The 20579-nt window shown below is 63.4% G+C and carries 18 protein-coding genes and 1 pseudogene; 10 read left to right on the top strand and 9 right to left on the bottom strand.

Annotated features, from left to right (window positions below; all coding sequences use genetic code 11):
* Positions 1–47: 47 nt before the first annotated feature.
* Entirely contained in the window at positions 48–1328 is a 1281-nt protein-coding gene (locus tag X730_RS149430; protein WP_023698914.1) for an amidohydrolase family protein, read from the bottom strand.
* Positions 1329–1503: 175 nt separating this feature from the next.
* Between X730_RS149430 and X730_RS149435 the strand changes: the two genes are divergently transcribed.
* Positions 1504–3261, top strand: coding sequence for an ABC transporter ATP-binding protein (locus X730_RS149435; protein ID WP_023698913.1), 1758 nt, complete (start codon positions 1504–1506; stop codon positions 3259–3261).
* Positions 3262–3329: 68 nt separating this feature from the next.
* Here X730_RS149435 and ilvD read toward each other — a convergent pair whose 3' ends face one another.
* On the bottom strand, positions 3330–5174 hold the full coding sequence (ilvD, locus tag X730_RS149440; RefSeq protein ID WP_023715582.1) for a dihydroxy-acid dehydratase: 1845 nt from the start codon (positions 5172–5174) through the stop codon (positions 3330–3332).
* A 270-nt stretch (positions 5175–5444) separates the two neighbouring features.
* On the opposite strand from ilvD, the gene X730_RS149445 reads away from it, so the two are divergent.
* Positions 5445–5915 carry a VOC family protein gene (locus tag X730_RS149445; RefSeq protein WP_023672886.1) on the top strand — a complete coding sequence of 157 codons (471 nt, stop codon included), beginning with the start codon at positions 5445–5447 and terminating at the stop codon, positions 5913–5915.
* Positions 5916–6094: 179 nt separating this feature from the next.
* On the opposite strand, the gene X730_RS149450 is transcribed toward X730_RS149445, so the two are convergent.
* A complete protein-coding gene (locus X730_RS149450) occupies positions 6095–7687 on the bottom strand; it encodes a peptide chain release factor 3 (RefSeq protein ID WP_023826522.1) in 1593 nt (530 codons plus the stop codon).
* Between the two features lie 138 nt (positions 7688–7825).
* Between X730_RS149450 and X730_RS149455 the strand changes: the two genes are divergently transcribed.
* Complete coding sequence (locus X730_RS149455) at positions 7826–8899, top strand: FAD-binding oxidoreductase (protein WP_023826521.1); 1074 nt, start codon at positions 7826–7828, stop codon at positions 8897–8899.
* On the opposite strand, the gene X730_RS149460 is transcribed toward X730_RS149455, so the two are convergent.
* From X730_RS149460 to X730_RS149470, 3 genes are all read right to left on the bottom strand, one after another.
* Positions 8893–10266, bottom strand: coding sequence for an amidase (locus X730_RS149460; RefSeq protein WP_023816919.1), 1374 nt, complete (start codon positions 10264–10266; stop codon positions 8893–8895). The two genes, X730_RS149455 and X730_RS149460, sit on opposite strands and share 7 nt — an antisense overlap.
* 301 nt (positions 10267–10567) lie before the next feature.
* Positions 10568–11362, bottom strand: a complete 795-nt coding sequence (locus X730_RS149465) for a class II glutamine amidotransferase (protein ID WP_023685116.1) — start codon at positions 11360–11362, stop codon at positions 10568–10570.
* Positions 11363–11377: 15 nt separating this feature from the next.
* Positions 11378–11632, bottom strand: coding sequence for a DUF6356 family protein (locus X730_RS149470; protein WP_023685117.1), 255 nt, complete (start codon positions 11630–11632; stop codon positions 11378–11380).
* A 113-nt stretch (positions 11633–11745) separates the two neighbouring features.
* On the opposite strand from X730_RS149470, the gene X730_RS149475 reads away from it, so the two are divergent.
* The 6 genes from X730_RS149475 (at position 11746) to X730_RS149500 (ending at position 16410) form a co-directional block, all read left to right on the top strand.
* A complete protein-coding gene (locus X730_RS149475; protein ID WP_023672880.1) occupies positions 11746–12216 on the top strand; it encodes an Lrp/AsnC family transcriptional regulator in 471 nt (156 codons plus the stop codon).
* An 85-nt stretch (positions 12217–12301) separates the two neighbouring features.
* On the top strand, positions 12302–12787 hold the full coding sequence (dut, locus tag X730_RS149480; protein WP_023672879.1) for a dUTP diphosphatase: 486 nt from the start codon (positions 12302–12304) through the stop codon (positions 12785–12787).
* 1 nt (position 12788) lies between these two features.
* Positions 12789–13523, top strand: coding sequence for an HAD family phosphatase (locus tag X730_RS149485; RefSeq protein ID WP_023826520.1), 735 nt, complete (start codon positions 12789–12791; stop codon positions 13521–13523).
* Positions 13524–13699: 176 nt separating this feature from the next.
* Positions 13700–14518, top strand: coding sequence for a hypothetical protein (locus tag X730_RS149490; protein ID WP_245261373.1), 819 nt, complete (start codon positions 13700–13702; stop codon positions 14516–14518).
* 77 nt (positions 14519–14595) lie between these two features.
* On the top strand, positions 14596–15399 hold the full coding sequence (locus tag X730_RS149495; RefSeq protein ID WP_023826518.1) for an oxaloacetate decarboxylase: 804 nt from the start codon (positions 14596–14598) through the stop codon (positions 15397–15399).
* 12 nt (positions 15400–15411) lie between these two features.
* Entirely contained in the window at positions 15412–16410 is a 999-nt protein-coding gene (locus X730_RS149500) for a proline racemase family protein (RefSeq protein ID WP_023703542.1), read from the top strand.
* A gap of 5 nt (positions 16411–16415) precedes the next feature.
* Here the strand turns inward: X730_RS149500 and X730_RS149505 are convergent, their stop codons facing one another.
* Positions 16416–17117, bottom strand: coding sequence for a sulfate transporter family protein (locus X730_RS149505; protein ID WP_023672874.1), 702 nt, complete (start codon positions 17115–17117; stop codon positions 16416–16418).
* 196 nt (positions 17118–17313) lie between these two features.
* Entirely contained in the window at positions 17314–18216 is a 903-nt protein-coding gene (locus X730_RS149510; RefSeq protein ID WP_023725829.1) for an EamA family transporter, read from the bottom strand.
* Between the two features lie 57 nt (positions 18217–18273).
* Between X730_RS149510 and X730_RS01000000164495 the strand changes: the two are divergent.
* Positions 18274–19358: pseudogene (locus X730_RS01000000164495) on the top strand (adenosine kinase).
* Between the two features lie 71 nt (positions 19359–19429).
* Here the strand turns inward: X730_RS01000000164495 and X730_RS149515 are convergent.
* The gene (locus X730_RS149515) at positions 19430–20509 is read right to left on the bottom strand and encodes a sensor domain-containing diguanylate cyclase (RefSeq protein WP_023826517.1); all 1080 of its coding nucleotides are present in this window, start codon (positions 20507–20509) and stop codon (positions 19430–19432) included.
* Positions 20510–20579 lie beyond the last annotated feature (70 nt).

Here is a 20579-nt window from a genome sequence, read left to right as displayed (position 1 = left end):
CTTTGACGAGGCAAATCGGTAAGACCAGCGGCGGAAATCGGCTGTTTCTACGCAGTTTTGTGCCGCCGGTTCACCTGTCCGGGACGGCCGGCGATCGACAGCCGTGTCTCCTGCTTCGTGCGCTCGGCCACCACCTTGCCCCTGGCGACGACGCACAGCCGTTCGGCACGTAACCTCAAGGCCTCGATCGGGTTGCCGGCATCGAGGATAACGAAGCTGGCGCGCTTGCCCACGGCAAGGCCGAGATGATCGAGGCCCATGATGGCGGCGTTGACATTGGTGACCATGTCGAAGCAGCGCGCCATGTCGGCAGGGCTCGACATCTGAGCGACGTGGAGGCCCATGAAGGCGACGTCGAGCATGTCGGCGGTGCCGAGCGAATACCAGGGGTCGAGAACGCAATCCTGGCCCCAGCCGACGCGGATGCCGAGCGCCTGCATCTCCTTCACCCGGGTCATGCCGCGGCGTTTGGGAAACGTGTCATGGCGGCCCTGCAGCATGATGTTGATCAACGGATTGGGGATCGCCGACACACCGGCCTCGGCAATCAGCGGCAGGAGCTTGGAGACGTAATAATTGTCCATCGAGTGCATGGAAGTCAGGTGCGAGCCGGCCACCTTGCCCTGAAGGCCAAGGCGGTGGGTCTCATAGGCAAGCTGCTCGATGTGGCGCGACAGCGGATCGTCGGTCTCGTCGCAATGCAGGTCGACCATCAGCCCGCGCTTCGACGCGATTTCGCACAATTCGGTCACCGAGCGCGTGCCGTCGGCCATGGTGCGTTCGAAATGCGGGATGCCGCCGACGATGTCGACGCCCATGTCGAGCGCGCGGATGGTGTTGTGGCGCGCCGTCGGCGAGCGATAAAACCCGTCCTGCGGGAAGGCGACCAATTGCAGGTCGATATAGGGCGCGACAATCTTCTTGACGTCGAGCAGCGCCTCGACCGCGAGCAACCTGTCATCGCAGACATCGACATGGGTACGGATGGCGAGCAGGCCCATCGAGACCGCCCAGTCGCAATAGGCGAGCGCCCGCTCGCGAACCGCGTCATGCGTCAGGAGCGGCTTCAGCTCGCCCCATAGCGAAATGCCCTCCAGCAGCGTACCCGAAGCGTTGATGCGTGGAATGCCGTAGGACAGCGTGGCATCCATATGGAAATGCGGATCGACGAAGGGCGGCGAGATCAGATTGCCACGGGCGTCGATCGACGTGCCGGCGCTGACATGCAGTTCGGGCTCGATGGCGACGATCGTCTCGCCGATGATGCCGAGGTCGGCGACGGTGCCGTCGGGCAGCGTTCCGCCGCGCACAACAAGGTCGAAATCCATCTGTCGTCATCTCCCCGCAGATCAATCGCCGCAATCGTGGCGCAAAAGACACCGTGCCGCAGCCGATTGTCTCCGCGACAGCGAAAGGTTCCATCCGGCCACAACTCGCTCTATAAGCCGCCTTTCGCCCTGGTGGCGAATCCGAAATTCGTCAGTCAGGCATGGGATCGGCCATTTGTTTCGCTTCTTCCGTTCGACGGAAAACCAGCGCCTTATCGCAAGGCTTTTGCGGGAATCCTTTCACGCGCATAGATTTGGCTACGCTGCGGCCATTCTGTCGATGCTGGTGGTGGCGGCAACGACAGCAGCCAGCGCCTATATGCTGCGCGAAATCACCAATGAATTCGTGGTTTACAAGCGGATTGGGCAGGTCAATCTGATCGCGGCGGCGACCGGAGCGATTTTCATTCTCAAGGGCTTCGCAAACTTCATCCAGGCCTACTTCATGAGCAGGGTCGGCAATGCCATCATCGCCGACCGGCAGCGCAAGATCTATGACAGCATTCTTGCGCAAGGCATCGAATTCTATCATTCGACCTCTTCGTCCGAACTGATTTCGCGCATGACGAACAATGCCCAGGCCGCGCGCAGCGTGCTCGACCAAATCGTCACGTCCTATGTTCGCGACCTGGTGACGCTGGCTGCGCTGGTGGGTGTGATGGTCTGGCAGCAGCCGGCGCTGTCCCTGATCTGTCTGGTGATCGGGCCGATCGCCATTTACGGCGTCAATCGTATCCTGAAGCGCGTCCGAAAAATTGCCTCGCAAGAATTCCGTTCGCTCGGCCAGATCGTGCAGGTGATGCAGGAAACGGCGATCGGCGTGCGCGTCGTCAAATCCTTCGGCCTCGAAGGCGCCATGCGCAAGCGCATGTACAAGGCCGTGTCGGACGTGGAGAGCCGCGCCAACAACATCGCCACGCTGGAGGCCGCCACCAGCCCGGTGATGGAAACACTTGCGGGGCTGGCCATCGCTGGCGCCGTTTTTGTCAGCGGCTTCCTGGTTCTGGGCGGCGGCGGTCAGATGCCGGGCAACATCATGGCGTTCATCGCGGCGCTGCTGTTGGCCTATGAGCCGGCCAAGCGCCTGGCCCGCGTACGCATCTCGCTTGAAACCGGCATTGTCGGCGTGCGCATGATGTTCCAGCTCGCCGACCGGCCGCTGACGCTGGCCGAAAAGCCGGATGCAAAGCCGCTGCGGGCCGGGCCGGGCGAGATCCATTTCGACAATGTCAGCTTCGCCTACCCCGAAAGCGCGCCGGTGTTCGAGGGACTGGACCTGACGCTTGCCGCAGGCAAGATGACGGCGCTGGTCGGACCCTCGGGCAGCGGCAAGTCGACCATCCTCAACCTGATCATGCGCATGTACGACCCGCAGGTCGGCAGGGTGATGTTCGACGGGCAGGACATTTCTTGTGCCACGCTCACCTCGGTCAGGGAAAAGATCGCCTATGTCAGCCAGGACACGTTCCTGTTTGCCGGCACGATCATGCACAACATCAGGCTCGGGCGCGAGGGCGCCACGGACGAGGAAGTAATGGCCGCCGCAAGGGCCGCCAATGCACATGACTTCATCAGCGCCCAGGCGAAAGGGTACGACACGGATGTCGGCGAGAATGGCGCGCTGCTGTCAGGCGGCCAGCGCCAGCGCATCTCGATCGCGCGCGCCATGCTGCGCAATGCCGAAATCCTGCTGCTCGACGAGGCGACCAGCGCGCTCGACGCCGAATCCGAGGCGCTTTTCCGCGACGCGCTGCAGCAGCTGACGGTCGGGCGCACCACCATCGTCATTGCCCACCGCCTGTCGACCGTGCACCAGGCCGACACGATCGTGGTGCTGGAGGCCGGCAAGGTGGTGGAAAGCGGCGCGCATCGCACGCTGCTCAACCAGGGTGGGCTGTATCAGAAGCTTTACGAATATCAGCTGATGCCGTGAGCTTTACCCTCCCCCTTGTGGGGAGGGTCGCTGCGCAGCAGCGGGGTGGGGGTCGGCGCCGCACCCCCTCACTGCGGCACGTGCCTCACCGCGCCCTTGTCTGCGCTGGTGGCGAAGGCTGCGTAAGCGCGCAGCGCGGTCGTCACCTTGCGCTTGCGCTTTTCCTCGGGCTTCCAGGCCATGGCGCCCTTTGCCTCCATGGCCGCGCGGCGCGCATCTAGCTCGGCGTCACTGACCGCCAGACGTATGGTGCGGTTGGGGATGTCGATCTCGATCGTGTCGCCCTCTTGCACCAGCCCGATCAATCCGCCTTCGGCCGCCTCCGGTGAGGCATGGCCGATCGACAGGCCTGATGTGCCGCCCGAGAAGCGGCCGTCGGTGACCAGCGCGCAGGCTTTGCCGAGGCCTTTCGACTTCAGATAGCTGGTGGGGTAGAGCATTTCCTGCATGCCGGGGCCGCCACGCGGCCCTTCATAGCGGATGACGACGACATCGCCGGCCTTGATCTCGTTGGACAGGATCGCTTTGACGGAAGCGTCCTGGCTTTCGAACACGCGGGCCGGGCCGGTGAACTTCAGGATCGACTCGTCGACCCCGGCGGTCTTCACGATGCAGCCGTCGAGCGCGAGATTGCCTTTCAGAACCGCAAGCCCGCCGTCTCTGGAGAACGGCGTCTCGGCTGAGCGGATGACGCCCTTCTCGCGGTCGAGGTCGAGCTCGTCCCAGCGGCGGTCCTGGCTGAAGGCGACCTGTGTCGGCACGCCACCCGGAGCGGCGAGAAAGAAGTCGCGGACGCTCTGGCTTGAGGTGCGGGAAATGTCCCAATGGTCGAGCGCTTCGCCGAGGCTTGCCGTATGCACCGTCGGCAGGTTGCGGTTGAGCAGCCCGGCATTGTCGAGCTGGCCGAGGATCGCCATGATGCCGCCGGCACGATGGACATCTTCCATATGCACGTCGGACTTGGCCGGTGCGACCTTGCACAGCACCGGAACGCGGCGTGACAGCCGGTCGATGTCTTCCATGGTGAAATCGACCTCGCCCTCATGGGCGGCGGCCAGGATATGCAGCACGGTGTTGGTCGAGCCGCCCATGGCGATATCGAGCGTCATGGCGTTCTCGAAGGCGCCTTTGGAGGCGATGCTGCGCGGCAGTGCCGACTCATCATCCTGCTCGTAGTAGCGCTGGGCGAGATCGACGATGAGATGGCCGGCCTCGACGAACAGCCGCTTGCGGTCGGCGTGGGTTGCCAGGGTCGAGCCGTTGCCGGGTAGCGACAGGCCGAGCGCCTCGGTCAGGCAATTCATCGAATTGGCGGTGAACATGCCGGAGCACGAGCCGCAGGTCGGGCAGGCCGAGCGTTCGATGACCTTGACGTCCTCGTCGGAGATCTTGTCGTCGGCGGCGGCAACCATGGCGTCGACCAGGTCGAGCGCTTGTGTCTTGCCGGCGAGCACCACCTTGCCGGCTTCCATCGGCCCCCCGGAGACGAAGACGCTTGGGATATTGAGGCGCAAGGAGGCCATCAGCATGCCGGGCGTGATCTTGTCGCAATTGGAGATGCAGACCATGGCATCGGCGCAATGCGCGTTGACCATATATTCGACCGAGTCCGCGATCAGCTCGCGCGACGGCAGCGAATAGAGCATGCCGTCATGGCCCATGGCGATGCCGTCATCGACGGCGATGGTGTTGAATTCCTTGGCGACGCCGCCGGCCTTCTCGATCTCGCGCGCCACCAGCTGGCCAAGGTCTTTCAGATGGACATGACCCGGCACAAACTGGGTGAAGGAATTGACCACCGCGATGATCGGCTTGCCGAAATCCGAGTCCTTCATGCCTGTGGCGCGCCACAGGCCGCGGGCGCCGGCCATGTTGCGGCCGTGGGTGGTGGTGCGGGAGCGATAGGCAGGCATGAATTTTCCTTGGCTGGCTGGCTGCGCTCAACGCGGAGCGTGGCGGCGCTGGATTTGGATCGCAGGGTTTATAGACCGGCAAGTATGGTCTGGCCACATTTTTGCAATGCGCCAGAGTCTCGCTGAAATCAGGGTTTCGAAAAAGATTGCCGGCCAGTGTCGGATCGCTAGCCCGGCATCCGTCCTTGGGACGACGGCAAGGGAATGGCACCATTTCAATAAGTCAGCAGCTTCACCTGTAACCGCAACCAAACACCCGAGGAGCATGACATGCAAAAGATCACCACCTGCCTGTGGTTCGATGGCCAGGCCGAAGAGGCGATGAATTTCTACGTTTCCATCTTCAAGAATTCGAAGGTGCTGAGCGTGCTGCGTTGGCCCGAAGGCCATGCCGATGCCGGCAAGGCGCTGGTGACCACGTTCGAACTCGACGGCGTGCAGTTCCAGGCACTCAACGGCGGACCGCAATTCAAGTTCAACGAGGCGATGTCACAGTCGATCGACTGCAAGACCCAGGAAGAGGTCGATTATTTCTGGGACAAGCTCATCGAAGGCGGCGGCGAACCGTCGCAATGCAGCTGGCTGAAGGACAAGTTCGGCGTCTCCTGGCAAGTCGTGCCGGAGCAACTGCCGCGCCTGCTTCTGGATCCGGACCGGGCCAAGGCCGGGCGGGTGATGTCGGCGATGATGCAGATGAGCAAGATCGATATTGCGAAGATCGAGGAAGCTGCGGAGGGGTGAGAAGGGGTCCGCGTAGCGGACGAAAAGCCAATTGCTTGGCTTTTCGAGCTTCGAACGCCCTGAGCCATGCGAAGGGCCGGCGCGCGTTGGAGCCAATTGACCCTTCAACGTCGGCGCTGCCCCTCATCCGCCCTTCGGGCACCTTCTCCGCGTAAGCTGGCAGAAGGAAAAGGGGCGCCTTACGCCGCCTTGTCGCGGACCTGGTAGTCCTTGATGGTGGCGAAGCGGATCGCCCTCCAGCGTTCGGCTTCGTAGTTCAGCGAGAAGGCGTTCTGGGCCAGAAATACCGGGTCGTTGTCGAGATCGCGGGCGATGTCGCCGCGATGCGCCTCAATGAAGCGAAGCGTTTCGGCCTTGTCGTCGGCAGAGATCCAGCGGCAGACCGAGAAACGCGACATTTCGAATTCGACCGGCAGCGTGTATTCCAAATTCAGCCTTTCCTTCAAGACGTCGAGCTGCAGCGCGCCGACAACGCCGACGATGGCCGGCGAGCCGTCTTCCGGCGAAAACAGCTGCACGACGCCTTCCTCGGCCATCTGGTGCAGCGCTTCCTTGAGTTTTTTCGCCTTCATCGCGTCGCCGAGGCGCACACGGCGCAGGATTTCGGGCGCGAAGTTAGGTACGCCGCGGAACAGTATCTCCTCGCCTTCGGTCAGCGTATCGCCGATACGCAGCGTGCCGTGGTTGGGAATGCCGACGACATCGCCGGCAAACGCTTCGTCGGCGGTGACGCGGGTGCGGGCAAAGAAGAACTGCGGCGCCGACAGGCTCATCGGCTTGCCGGTGCGCACCAGCTTGGCCTTCATGCCGCGCTCGAGCTTGCCCGAACAGACGCGCACGAAGGCGATGCGGTCGCGATGGTTGGGGTCCATATTGGCCTGGATCTTGAACACGAAGGACGTCATCTTCTCCTCCGTCGCCTCGACCTTGCGGGTGTCTGCCTCCTGCGCACGTGGCGGCGGCCCGAAGGCGCCAAGCGCCTCGATCAGGTCGCGCACGCCGTAATTGCGCAGCGCCGAGCCGAAATAGACCGGCGTCAGATGGCCCTCACGGAACGCGTCAATATCAAGAGGTCGGCAGGCCTCGCGCGCGAGTTCCAGCTCCTCGATGAAGGCTTCGCGCTCGTTTTCCGGCAGCAGGCCGGCGACGCGGTTGGAGTCGGGGCCGTTGGCCGGTGTGCGGTCTTTCTCGGCATCGCCCCTGCGCACAGCGTTGAGCGCCAGGTGGTAGGTGCCGGCAAAAGTCTTGCCGCGGCCGATCGGCCAGGTGATGGGGGCAGTGTCCAGCGCCAGCTTCTGCTCGATCTCGTCCAAAATCTCGAAGGGATCGCGGCTTTCGCGGTCCATCTTGTTGATGAAGGTGATGATGGGGATATCGCGCAGCCGGCAGACCTCGAACAGCTTCAGCGTGCGCGGCTCGATGCCCTTGGCGGCGTCGATGACCATGACGGCCGAGTCCACCGCCGACAGCGTGCGGTAGGTGTCGTCGGCAAAATCCTCGTGGCCGGGCGTATCGAGCAGGTTGAAGACATTGTCCTCGTATTCGAAGGTCATCACCGAGGTGACGACCGAAATGCCGCGCTCGCGCTCGATCTTCATCCAGTCGGACCGCGTCTGGATGCGGTCCTTCTTGGCCTTGACCTCGCCCGCAAGCTGGATGGCGCCGCCGAACAGCAGCAGCTTTTCGGTGAGCGTCGTCTTGCCGGCGTCTGGGTGGGCGATGATCGCGAAAGTGCGGCGGCGCGATACCGCCTGTTCGATGTCTTCAGCCAATTTCTGGAATCCTGTCTGTGGCGCGGGCTTCTAGCAGCGCATTGCCAGCCTGTCGACAGTTTCGGGCCGGCAGGCCGACCACACTTGAGCTTGAATCGTTACGGTGGCATCAGAGGAGCCCATTCTGAGAGGTCCGGTATGAGCAGCGCTAAAGAAGTCATCGTCATCGGCGCCGGCATTATCGGGGCGTCCATCGCCTGGCACCTGACCAAGGCCGGGGCGCGGGTGACTGTGATTTCCGATAGTGGTGCCGGCGGCGTCGCCACGCCAAACTCCTTTGCCTGGATCAACGCCAGCTGGGGCAATCCCGAAATCTATTTCCGGCTGCGCATCCGTGCGATGGCCGAATGGAAGCGGCTGGCAAACGAGCTGCCCGGCCTGCCGCTCGCCTGGTGCGGCGGGCTGTGCTGGGATCTGCCGGCCGACAGGCTCGAAGCCTACGCGGCTGAGCACGCTTCCTGGGGTTACGGCATCGAACGCGTCGACGCCGGGCGGGCAGCGCAAATCGAGCCCAATCTCGTCGAGCCGCCGGAATTCGCTGTCTATGTCGCGGAGGAAGGCGTGGCCGAACCGGTCGCAGCGGCCAAGGCGCTGCTGGCCCACGCAGAACGGCAAGGTGCGCGCGTTCTCTCCAGTTCTGTAACCGCACTTGTCCAGACCGATGGCAGGATTGCCGGTGTCGATACATCGCATGGGCTGATGCCAGCCGAAGAGGTGGTGATCGCAGCCGGTGTCGGGGCGCCCGATATTGCCGCTACCGCCGGCATCAAGCTGCCAATCGAGACGCCGCCCGGTCTGATCGTCCACTCGCAGCCCTACAAGAAGCTCCTCAACGGGCTGGTGCATGCCGAAAAGCTGCATATGCGCCAGACGGCGGAGGGCCGCATCATCGCCGGCTCGGATTTCGCGGGGAGCGATCCCGGTGAGAATCCCGACGCCACGGCGCGCGAGCTGTTTGCAGCAATGAAGGCGGCTTTGCGCGGCGCCGACGAACTGGAATTCGATTTCCACACGGTTGGCTACCGGCCGACGCCGATCGACGGCTTTCCGATCATCGGCCGCGCCGAGGGCACGGAAGGTCTCTATGTCGCCGTCATGCATTCCGGCATAACGCTGGCGCCCGCGGTCGGGCTGTTCGCCACGCGCGAAATTCTCGACGGCGAGCGTGATCCGCTGCTGACGCCTTATGGGTTGGGTCGGTTTGCTCAGTAGCCCGGCGGACGCTTGAAGCCGCCGGTCAGCGCTTCGATCGCCTTGGCGATGCCGAGCAGCCGCGATTCCGACCAGCGCTTGCCGACCAGTTGCAGGCCGATAGGCAGGCCGTCGCGGTCTTGCCCGCAGGGCAGCGAGAGTGCCGGATGGCCGGAATAATTGAAGACCGCGCCATAGGCCGGTAGCATCCAATAGCTTTGCTCCTTGCCGTCGACTTCGATCGGCGTGCCGGGCTCACAATGCGCGAAGGCCGTGGTCATGGCGACCGGGCACAGCAAGGCATCGCAGGTTTCGAAGAACCTGTCCCAGGCCAGGATCGAGCGGTCGCGGCGAGCGAGCGCCTCGAACCAATTGGTGATCGGCGTTGGCTGCTCCGGCGGTTCGGGCTGCGCTGCCTCCAGCATCATGCCGATCAGATCGCCGCCCTGCTCCAGATCGTCATGCAGATCGATCTCAGGCAAGTTCGCTTCTTCCACAATCACCCCTGCTGATTGCAACCGCTTGGCCAGGCTTTCGACCGCGGCAGCGATTTTACCAGCCACCGGAAAGCCGGGGAAGGAGGGCGCGACGGCGATGCGCAATGTCTTGAGGTCGAGCCTGGGCATGGCCTCTACGGGCACCGGCGCGAGGTCGGTGTCTGCTCCGTCCGGGCCGGCGATGATTTTGTAGATCAGCGCAAGATCCTCCACGCTGCGCGCCAGCGGGCCGAGGCAGGACATCAGCCGCACGCTACGCGCCGCGCCGTTCGGATCGGGGAAGGCGCCGGCCAGGGACACGCGGTGCTCGGTCGGTTTCAACCCGTAGACGCCGCAAAAAGCCGACGGCAGGCGGATCGAATCCTGCATGTCGGTGCCGACATCGAACGGCGTCATGCCGGTCGCCACCGCTGCCGCTGCGCCACCGCTGGACCCGCCTGACGTGCGCGATCGGTTCCACGGATTGCTGGTGCGACCGAACAGCGGATTGTCCGATTGCCAGTCGCCCAGCATCGTCGCGACATTGGTCTTTCCAATCAGGATGCCGCCTGCGGCTTTCAATCGGGCGACGACCGGGCTGTCTGCCTTTGCCACATAGTCGGCGAATGGTGCGAAACCAACCGTGGTCTTCATGTCGGCCGTTTCGTGCGTATCCTTCAGGGTGAAGGGCACGCCATGCAGCGAGCCGAGCGCATCGCCATGCGCCAATGCCACGTCGGCGTTTTCAGCGCGCTCACGGGCGCCTTCGAGGTCGAGATTGACGATGGCGTTGACGGCCTCGTTGTGTCGGTCGATTTGGACCAGATGGGCGTCCAGAGCTTCGACGGCGGAGATCTTTCGCGCCGCGATTGCGGCGGCGAGATCGATGGTAGAGGAAAAGGCGAGGTCCATGATTGCTCCGGCTGCTGCCAAACGTATCGCGGTTTAAAACCAAGTTCAGCATTCGGAGATCATCGGCGCTTGATCAAAATTGCGCTTGCCGGTCGGTTGAGGTTGGCGCTCTACGGCGCCCCCCTCTGTCCTGCCGGACATCTCCCCCACTTTGGGGGGAGATTGGCAGCTTTGGCTTCGGCGCCCCTTTTCCTGCGTTGAAAATTGGCGAAGGCCGCCGTGACCTCCAATCTCCCCCCTCGTGGGGGAGATGTCCGGCAGGACAGAGGGGGGCGCGAAGGAATGCGGCTTAGACTAGGGCCTAGACGACCAGTGCCAGCCTTGCCACAGCCGGCACGAACGGCCGAATGCTCATCCCATCGCCAGTGATCGTGACAAAACTCGCCGGCGGGATCGCCTGCCAGTCGCCGCCTTCGCGGTCGAAGGGTTCGGACACGATGCAACGACCGCCGTTGCGGAGCGACGTGTACAGCGTCGGTGCGTGGGCATCGCTTGCGTAGCGCACGGCATAGAGCGCGCGCCCATCGGAAAGGGCTGCAGTGAGTTTCAAGGCCGGTTCGAGACCGGCGTGGCGTGACGCCTCCAGAACCCGAGCGGTGGCGCGCGATACTGCCCCTTGCGGGTCGCCAGCAAGACCCTCGTCGATCATCAGCAGGAAAAACAATTCGGAATCGGTGGTGCCCTCGCGCTGGTCGAAGACGGCGTCAGAGAGCGAGTTCTCCAGCGCGCGGCGGATCTTTTCGAAGCCGCCGATCTGGCCGTTGTGCATGAACGACCAGTTGCCGGAGATGAAGGGATGGCAGTTCATGCGGCTGGTGGCGCCGCCGGTCGACGCCCTGACATGGGCGAGGAACAGGCCGGATTTGATCTGCCGGCATAGGCTTTTCAGATTGGGATCCGACCAGGCCGGCAGGATGTCGCGGTAGAGGCCGGGCTCGGGCCGGTCGCCATACCAGGCAAGGCCGAAACCGTCGCCATTGGTCGGCGACTTGGCTTCCTGGGCGCAATGGCTCTGGGCGATCAGCGAGTGGCAAGGTGCGGTGACGACGTCTTCGAGGAAGACCGCTTCACCCAGATAGGCCGCCCATCGGCACATGGCTTCTAACCAATCCTAGGCGCGATCCAAGAGAGCCTGGGGCTCCTTGACCGCGTGCGAGCCTCTGTTGTGCGTCCGCTCGTAGAGTTCGCGAACGATTCGGCTTGCCGTAGTTTCGAAGAGAAACGGCAAGAAAGCGTGAACGAGTGCCGCACCAGCGGCCATCAGGAGGCGCGAGCAGAACCAGGCGGCAAAGGCCATATGGCTGAAATAGGTCTCGCCCACCTTGGCCGGGTGAGAGGTGAACAGCTTCGAAAACAGCGTCGTCATGGTGATCCCTCCTGCCGGGATAAGCCCCGATGTGGGTATCCTGCCACGGGGTAAAGGTTCATCGGTCTCAATTTGTCCTTGTCTAACGCCGTGGTTCGGGACATTCATCCCACATGGCGCTTGAATTCGATGAAATCGACCGAAGATTGCTGGCCGAGCTGCAACGCGACGGCACACTATCGGTCGATCAGCTCTCCGAAAAAGTGTCGCTGTCGCGCAACGCCTGCTGGCGCCGGGTCAAGCGGCTGGAAGAGGACGGCGTCATCACCGGACGGGTGGCGCTGGTCGATGCCGACAAGCTCGGGCTCGGACTTTCGGTGTTCATCCTGATCCGCACCTCCAATCATGACCCGGACTGGCTGCAGAAGTTCCGTGCGGCGGTGACCGGTTTTCCCGAGATCACCGGGGTCTATCGCATGTCCGGCGATCTCGACTACGTGCTGCGCGCCCGCGTCGCTGACATGAAGGCCTATGACCGGCTCTATCAGCGGCTGATCGCCAAGGTGGCGCTGTCGGACGTTTCGGCCTCCTTCGTCATGGAGGAGATCAAGGAGACGACCGTCGTTCCGATGGAATTGCGCTAGGTCACACTGACGCCCGAAAGAAAGCCGTTGATAGGCCTGCGGACGAGTTGACCGAATCGCCGTTCGCGCCGATAGGATCGATTTTATGCGCGCAGCCTTCCAAAATTCCTCCGTCATCGGTCCAACCGTCGGCTTCGTCAGGTTGCCGCATGGAGATGGACTTCCCCTTCCCGCCTATGAAAGCACCGGCGCCGCCGGCATGGATCTGCGCGCCGCGGTGCCGGAAGACCGGCCGCTGCTGATCCTGCCTGGCAAGCGCGCCTTGGTGCCGACCGGTCTGATCCTGGAAATTCCCGAAGGAATGGAAGGCCAGGTGCGGCCGCGCTCCGGCCTTGCCTTCAAGCATGGGCTGACCGTCCTCAATTCACCGGGCACGGTCGACAGCGACTATCGCGGCGAGGTCAAGGTGCTGCTGATCAACCTTGGCGACGAGGATTTCGCGGTGACGCGCGGCATGCGCATTGCCCAGATCGTCTTTGCCGCGGTGACGCAGGTGACGGTTGAGGAGCGCTCGCTGGCCGGCGCCACGACGCGCGGCGCGGGCGGGTTCGGATCGACCGGCACCGCCTGAAATGAGCATACCGAAACTGGTCATCTTCGACTGCGACGGCATCCTGGTCGACACCGAGAACCTTGCCAACCGGCGGCTTGCCGAGTGGTTTGTTGCCGCCGGTTATCCCACCACATTCGAATATTGCCGCAAATATTTTTCCGGCCGCAGCATGGCTTCGGTGCAGAAGGAAATCGAAGAGACGACCACGGTGCGGCTCGGCGCCGATTTCGTCGATCGCTGGAATGCCGGCCTGCCCGATCTGTTTGCGCATGGCGTCGAGGCGATCCCCTATGTGCGCGACTTCATCGAGGCGGTTNATGCCGGCCTGCCCGATCTGTTTGCGCATGGCGTCGAGGCGATCCCCTATGTGCGCGACTTCATCGAGGCGGTTCGCGCGGCCGGCATTCCCTATTGCGTCGCCACTTCCGCGCGTATCTCGAAGATGCACATCACGCTCGGCCAGACCGGGCTGCTGCCGCTGTTCGAGCATGGCATGTTCTCTTCGACCATGGTCAGCCGCGGCAAGCCGTTCCCGGACCTGTTCCTGCATGCGGCAAAGACCATGGGCTTTGTGCCCGCCGACTGCATCGTCATCGAGGACAGCGTTGCCGGCACGCAGGCCGGCATTGCCGCCGGCATGCGTGTCTATTCCTATCATGGCGATCCCTATTCCGACCGCGATGGCCTGGCCAGCGCCGGCGGCGTCCTGTTCGACGACATGCGCGAACTTGCCGGGCTGGTGCCGATCCACTGAAGCTGTGTTAGGTTCCGCGCGGCCAGCCTGAGGCGCCCATGCCAACGAACCTGCTTCGCTCCATCCTAAAGCGTTTCACCGTTTCATGGAAACGGCGAACCGCTCTATCTTTTTGTTTTGTCGCAATTTCCGGCCGGAAAACCGCACACACTTTTCCTGAAATTGCTCTAGCGCTTGTGCTGCTGCCGTGGCTTTGGACCGCAGCCGGCGCGCAAGCCGTCAGCTTCCCGGAATTCGGCAGCGCCATCCCCGGCCACATGGATGTGACCTATCTGGACCTCGCAAGGATGGTCATTCCCGGCCTCGCAGGTAACAGCAACGGTTTCTACCGGGGTGGATTGCCGATCGAGATGCGCCACATCGAGGGACCGGATGGCGGCGGTTCGCCGCCTGAGACATCGGGCCTCTCCAACGCCGGCGTGCTCGCCATCAAGGCCGGGGGCAAGGACCGGCTGGCGATGCTCTACGACCTCGGCGACTCTCCCGACAGCGCCGAAGGCTATGCCGTGCTGGCGCTCTACGACATCACAGACAAGCCGAAGCTGCTCGACGCCGTCAATGTCGCGCTCGACCGCGGCACCTATTTCCGTGAACCGGGCAAGCTTTCCGTTGGGCCGAACGACGACATCGTGATCACCATGAGCGCGCATTTCAATTCAAGCCAAAACTACGCGATCACGCCGCTGATCATGGTGCGCGACGACAAATTCCAACTGATCGACATGATCTTCACCTTCGATGAGAACCTGTGCGCCTACAGCCGCAAGCAGGACGTTGCTTTCCAGACGATCGCTGACGGGCAGCCTTATGCCGCGGTCAAAGTGATAGTGACCGACGCCACGGTGCTCAACGGCGAGAGCTGCGACGACCAGCCGCCCAAGCCTGAAGCCCATGCAATTTCCGTCACCTATCATTGGGACAAGAAGACGTTGCACTATGTCAAGGATTCCGATGCGCTGGACAAACTGGCAGGAGAGAACGCCAAACGCTTCTGAGCCAACCGCATTCGTTTGCCCGGTGCATTTCTGCACGATAGAATCCGCCGGCATTTCCGCATCTGAAGGGAGCACTCATGGACAAGGGCAAGATCTTTCGCGACCTGCACGCCTCGACCTTCGTCATGCCCAACCCCTGGGATGTCGGCACGACCAAGCTCCTGGCCTCCTTCGGCTTCAAGGCGCTGGCGACGACCAGCGCCGGTTTTGCCTTCTCGCGCGGCCTGCCCGATGGCGCAGTGACCTTCGAGGCGATGATCCACCATTGCCGCGAGCTGACGGCGGCAACCAGCCTGCCGGTGTCGGCCGATCTCGAGAAAGGCAAGGGCGACAGCGCGACGAGTGCCGCCGAGACGGTTTTTGCGGCCGAAGCGGCAGGTCTCGCCGGCTGCTCGATCGAGGACCATACCGGCGATTCCGACAAGCCCATCTATGAGTTTTCACACGCCGTCGAGCGCGTTGCAGCTGCTGCTGAAGCCGCACGGGCGCTCAAGCATGATTTCGTCTTCACCGCACGGGCCGAGAATTTCCTTTGGGGCAAACCGGATCTCGACGACACGATCAAGCGGCTGCAGGCCTTCGAAAAGGCCGGCGCCGACGTGCTCTATGCGCCGGGCCTCAAAGATGTCGAGACCATCCGGAACGTCTGCTCGGCAGTGAGCAGGCCGGTCAATGTCATGGCACTCCCGGCCTTCACCATCGCCGACCTCGCCATGGCCGGGGTCAAGCGCATCTCGCTTGGGCCGTGGCTGACCAATTTCGCCTTCGGCATGCTGGAAACCGCGGCGCGAGAGATCCAGCAGGACGGCACGTTCGGCTTCACCCGCGCCGCCATGCCGTTCGGCAAATTGCAGGCGCTGTTTTCCAAATCCTCAGGCTAGGGGTCCCGGCGCATGACGCTCACCGTCGTCGACATGCACACCGGCGGCGAGCCGCTCAGGATCGTCACCGGCGGCTATCCAGACATTCCCAAAGGCACGATCCTGGAAAAGCGCGCCTATGTGCGCGACCACCTCGACCATTTGCGCAAGCTGCTGATCTTCGAGCCGCGCGGCCACTACGACATGTATGGCGCGCTGCTGGTGGAGCCCGACCTGCCCGGCGCCGACCTGGCCGTGCTGTTCATGCACAATGAGGGTTATTCCACCATGTGCGGCCACGCCATCATCGCGCTTGGCCGCTACGCCGTCGACGAAGGACTGGTGGCGAAACAGGAGCCAATCACCATGGTCAACATCGAGGCGCCGTGCGGCTTGGTCGTCGCTTCGGTGGAGGTCAAGGACGGCAAAGCGGGATCCGTGTCGTTCGAAAGCGTGCCGGCCTTTCTGTTTGCCCATGACCAACAAATCGAATTGGCGGGATACGGCAAGATTGCGTTCGACATCGCCTATGGCGGCGCCTTCTACGCGCTGGCCGACTGCCATCAATTCGGCCTGGAGTTCGGCCGCAGCCGGGTGCGCGATTTCGTCGACGCGGCAACCGCGCTGACCGAGCGGCTGAAGGCGGAGTTCCCTCTATCGCATCCCGACCATGCCGATCTCGCTTTCCTCTACGGCACCATCCTCACCGATGGACGAGATGCGTTCTCCAGCGAGGCAACGAAAAACATCTGCGTCTTTGCCGATGCCGAGGTCGACCGCTCGCCGACCGGCTCCGGCGTCACCGCGCGGCTGGCGGCAATGCATGCCAAGGGTGAAATCAACCCTGGTCAGGAGCGGTCCTTCGAAAGCATCGCCGGCTCGCGCTTTTCCGGAGCGGTGGCGCGCACGACCATGGCCGGCCCGCATGATGCGATCATCGCCCGCGTCGGCGGCCGCGCCTACTATTCGGGCCGGGCGGAATTCACCGTCGAGCCGGATGACGAATTGGGACGCGGTTTTCTTCTGCGTTGATAGGCCTATCGCCCGGCGCTCTCCCGCGCGCCGACCGCCTTGTGCAGATGCACCATCATGGCGGCGGCAAAGAGCGGCGTCAGCAGGTTGAGCAGGGGCACGGCGAGGAAGGCAGCGATGAGCAGCCCGGCCAGAAAGACGGTGCCGGCATATTTCCGGCGCAACGCCCTCGCCTCATCTTCCGGGCGGAAGCGCATGGCGGCGAATTCGAAGAATTCACGTCCGAGCAGATAGCCGTTGACGATGAAGAAGGCGGCGATGTTGACGCCTGGAACCAACAGAAGGAGCAAGGCGACGATGTTGCCCAGGATGACGACGCCGAAGAATTTCACCGACAACACGAGCGAGCGCAGCGCCGGCATGGCGCGTCCGACGGGATCGGCCGGATAGTCGGTGCGCTCGACCACTTCGGCGATGTCGTCGAGAAACAGGCCGGCCACGATTGCCGTCACCGGCGCGATCAGCAGCGCCATCCCGAAGGCAAGCGCGATGGCAGCGATGATGCCGCTCAGCCATCCGGCCCAGGACGGCAGGCCGGGCAGCAAGGAGTGAACCCATGGCAGGGCCAGCCAATCGACAAGCCCGGTCAAGACGAACCACAAGGCGACCAGCGCCAGGACGGTCAAGCCCAGCGTCTTCAGGAAAACCGCGCGGAATTCGGGAGAAAACAGCCGGCTGAAGGCGGCGCGGGCAGCGTTGGAGATCACGGCGTTTCACCCCAGGAACAAACGGATATCTCCGACATAGGCGGAGACCCTGTCAGCCGCAAGCCTGCCGGAGCGGGCGCAATTCCGGACGGGAACTAGAGGATGATCCCAAAAAGTGGGTACCGGTTTTTGGACAAGATCATGCTCCAACAAAGGGTTAGATCATGATGAGATTTCAACCAAATCTCATCATGATCTAGCGCGCCAGCGCCCGGGAGCGGGCGGGGATGGTCATCGCCGCAACGCCGGCGACGACGCAGCCCATGCCCCAGAAAGCTGTCGGCCCAAGGCTCTCGCCGAGGAACACGACGCCGATTCCGACGCCGATCGGCACGCGCAGATAGGCCTGCGACGTCGTGCCGACCGAACCAAGCGTGTGGATGAGGCGGAAAAAGATGCAGAAGGCCAGCGCCGTGGAGAACACCGACAATGCCAACAAGGCCAGTATCGACGCCATTGAAGGCGACAGCGTCCACGGGCGGTCGAAGGCCAGGCTCAAGGGGACGAGGATGACTGCGCCGCACAGCATCGAGCCGGCGGCCGGCAGCATCGGGTCGAGTCCCCTAAAGCCGCGGCCAAAGATGGCGGCGCCGGCATAGCAGACCGTGGCGGCAATGACGGCAAGTTGCGCCCACAATTGATGGCCGAGCCCGCCAAGCGCCTGGGTGCCGACGATCAGGCAAATGCCGGCAATGCCGGCACCGACACCGAACAGCTTGCGTGCGGTCACGGATTCGTGGCGGATGATAAGCGCGGTCAGCAGGAAGGTGAAGATCGGCGAGGTCGCGTTCAGAATGGTGGCCAGACCGGCGTCGATGGAGCGCTCGGCGGCGGCGATCAGCGTGAACGGCACGACGCTGTTGAGGCAGGCCTGGACCATGAACCGCCACAAGGTCGCGCCGTCCTTGGGCATGGAAAGGCCGCGCCAGCGGATCAGCGCGAGCAGGATGGCGCCGGCGATCAGGGTGCGAGCAGCGATGAAGGTTATCGGCGGGATCGTCTCGACACCGATCTTGATGAAGGTATAGGACGCGCCCCACAGGGCGGCCAGCACGCCAAGCAGCGCCAGTTCGGTGGCCATGTCGGTCTTTGCTTGCATGCAGGGTGCTTCCAGCGCTTGATCTGAGGCCAAGCTTGTAGGCGACCCGGCGGTCAGATGCTTCGGCCACGGTCGAACTGTGATGGAGCCTCGTCCCAGGCGCGCGCGCCGGCCTGGGCCGGCAAAGGGTGGAAATCGGTTGCCATTTTTCGGGGTGATGCTGTAGACCCGCCCGGGCGCGGCAGAAAGCCGGCAGGTTCCAAGGCGGAGACATTGATGCCGGATTTTGACGTGCTTTGCATCGGCAATGCCATTGTCGACATCATCGCCCAGTGCGACGACGCTTTTCTTGAGACCAACGGCATCATCAAGGGTGCGATGAACCTCATCGACACCAAGCGCGCCGAGCTGCTCTACAGCCGCATGGGGCCGGCGATCGAGGCCTCCGGCGGCAGCGCCGGCAATACCGCCGCCGGCATCGCCAGCTTCGGCGGCCGCGCCGCGTTCTTCGGCAAGGTGTCGAACGATCCGCTCGGCGAAATCTACGCGCATGACATCCATGCCCAGGGCGTTGCCTTCGACACCAGGCCGCTTGAGGGCCAGCCGCCGACAGCGAGATCGATGATCTTCGTCACCCCCGATGGCGAGCGTTCGATGAACACCTATCTCGGCGCCTGCATCGAACTCGGGCCGGAAGACGTCGAGGCCGACAAGGCGTCAGGCGCCAAGGTGACCTATTTCGAGGGCTATCTGTGGGATCCGCCGCGCGCCAAGGAGGCGATCCGGCAGACGGCGAAGCTCGCACACGAGGCCGGACGCGAAGTGTCGATGACNTCGACATCGTCTTTGCCAACAGCCACGAGATCAAGTCGCTCTACCAGACAAAATCCTTCGACGAGGCGCTGGCGGCTATCCGCAAGGACTGCAAGATTGCCGCTGTCACCCGCTCCGAAAAAGGCTCGGTGATCGTGCGTGGCGAGGAGACCGTCACCATCCAGGCGACGACGATCCGCGAACTGGTCGACACCACCGGCGCCGGCGACCTCTACGCCGCCGGCTTCCTCTACGGCTACACGACCGGACGCAGCCTGCAGGATTGCGGTGATCTCGGCTCGCTGGCAGCCGGGCTGGTGATCCAGCAGCTCGGGCCGCGGCCGCGGCAGAACCTGCGCAGCGCGGCCCAACTGGCGGGGTTGCTGTAGGGCCGTCTTTCGGCGCGCAGCGCCGAGCCAGATGAGGGGTGCCCGCCGGTTGAGGCTGTCCGGCGCTCCGCTCAGGCGGTGCGGCGAAGGTCGTCGGACGTAGGCCCGGGTTCCAAAGCCCCGGCGGTGACCAGCCGGTTGCGGCCGCTCTTTTTGCCGATGTACATCAGTCGGTCGGCGAGCGTTATCAGCGCCTCCGAATCGGAGGCTTCCGCCGGGTAGATGGCGACGCCAACGGTGCAACCAACATGGATGGCACCATTCGGCGTCGGCACCTTGATCCGCAGCTTTTCCAGGATACGTTCGGCGACGCCCACGGCCTTCTGTCGGGCCCGGCTAGCCTCTCCTGAAAACAGGAATGCGAACTCGTCTCCACCGAGCCGCGCCACGAAATCAGCGCTGCGCAGGACGGTGCGAAGCTCACCCGCCACCTCATGCAGCAGCGCGTCGCCGGCCTCGTGGCCGAGCGTGTCGTTGACCTTCTTGAACCTATCGAGGTCGATGAACAGCAGGCCGGCCGCCTGGCCGGTGCTGTCGCAGCGGTCGATCACCGACCTCAGCTCGTTGTGAAAGGCGCGCCGGTTGGGCAGGCCGGTCAATGCATCGTGGTTGGCCGAGTGGTCGCTGTGCTGCTTGGCCAGCTCGATCTCGCGCTTTTGTACGGAGAGTTCCTCATTGGCGGCCTTGAGTTCGAGCAGCAGCTCGGCGTTGAGATCCTCGACGACCTTGCGGTCGCTGATGTCGACGACGAAACCTTCGAGGAATTCGAGTTCGCCGGCCTCGTCCCAGACGCCGCCGCCGATCTCGCGGACCCAGAGCGGCTCGCCGACCTGCGGCACGATGCGGTAGTCGACGTTCCAGTTGCAGCGCGCCTCGAGCGCGGTATCGACGGCGGCATAGACGGCAGCGAGATCATCCGGGTGGATGGCCGAGACATAGTCGCGCACGGCATTTTGAATGAAGTCGCTCGGCCGATAACCGCTGACGGTGAAAATGCCGTCGCTGATGTAGAGCATGGTGTAGGACGCATCGTTGCGGCAACGGTAGAGATAACCGTCCATGCGGCCGGTGATGCTGAGCAGCGCGTCTAGCCGCTCGTCGTGGTAGACCCCCTGGCCAACCGCGGATGCAGAAACCCCGTCATGCTTCATGGCCGCACCCCCGTTAGCGGTCTGAGCGCGCCATAAATGCCGTTACGGCAGGTCGGCGAGAGGGGTTCTA

The sequence above is a fragment of the Mesorhizobium sp. L103C131B0 genome (genome assembly GCF_000502275.1).
Taxonomy (GTDB): domain Bacteria; phylum Pseudomonadota; class Alphaproteobacteria; order Rhizobiales; family Rhizobiaceae; genus Mesorhizobium.
The sequence above is the reverse complement of the archived record's forward strand: the minus strand, read 5'-3'. Positions and strand labels throughout refer to the sequence as shown.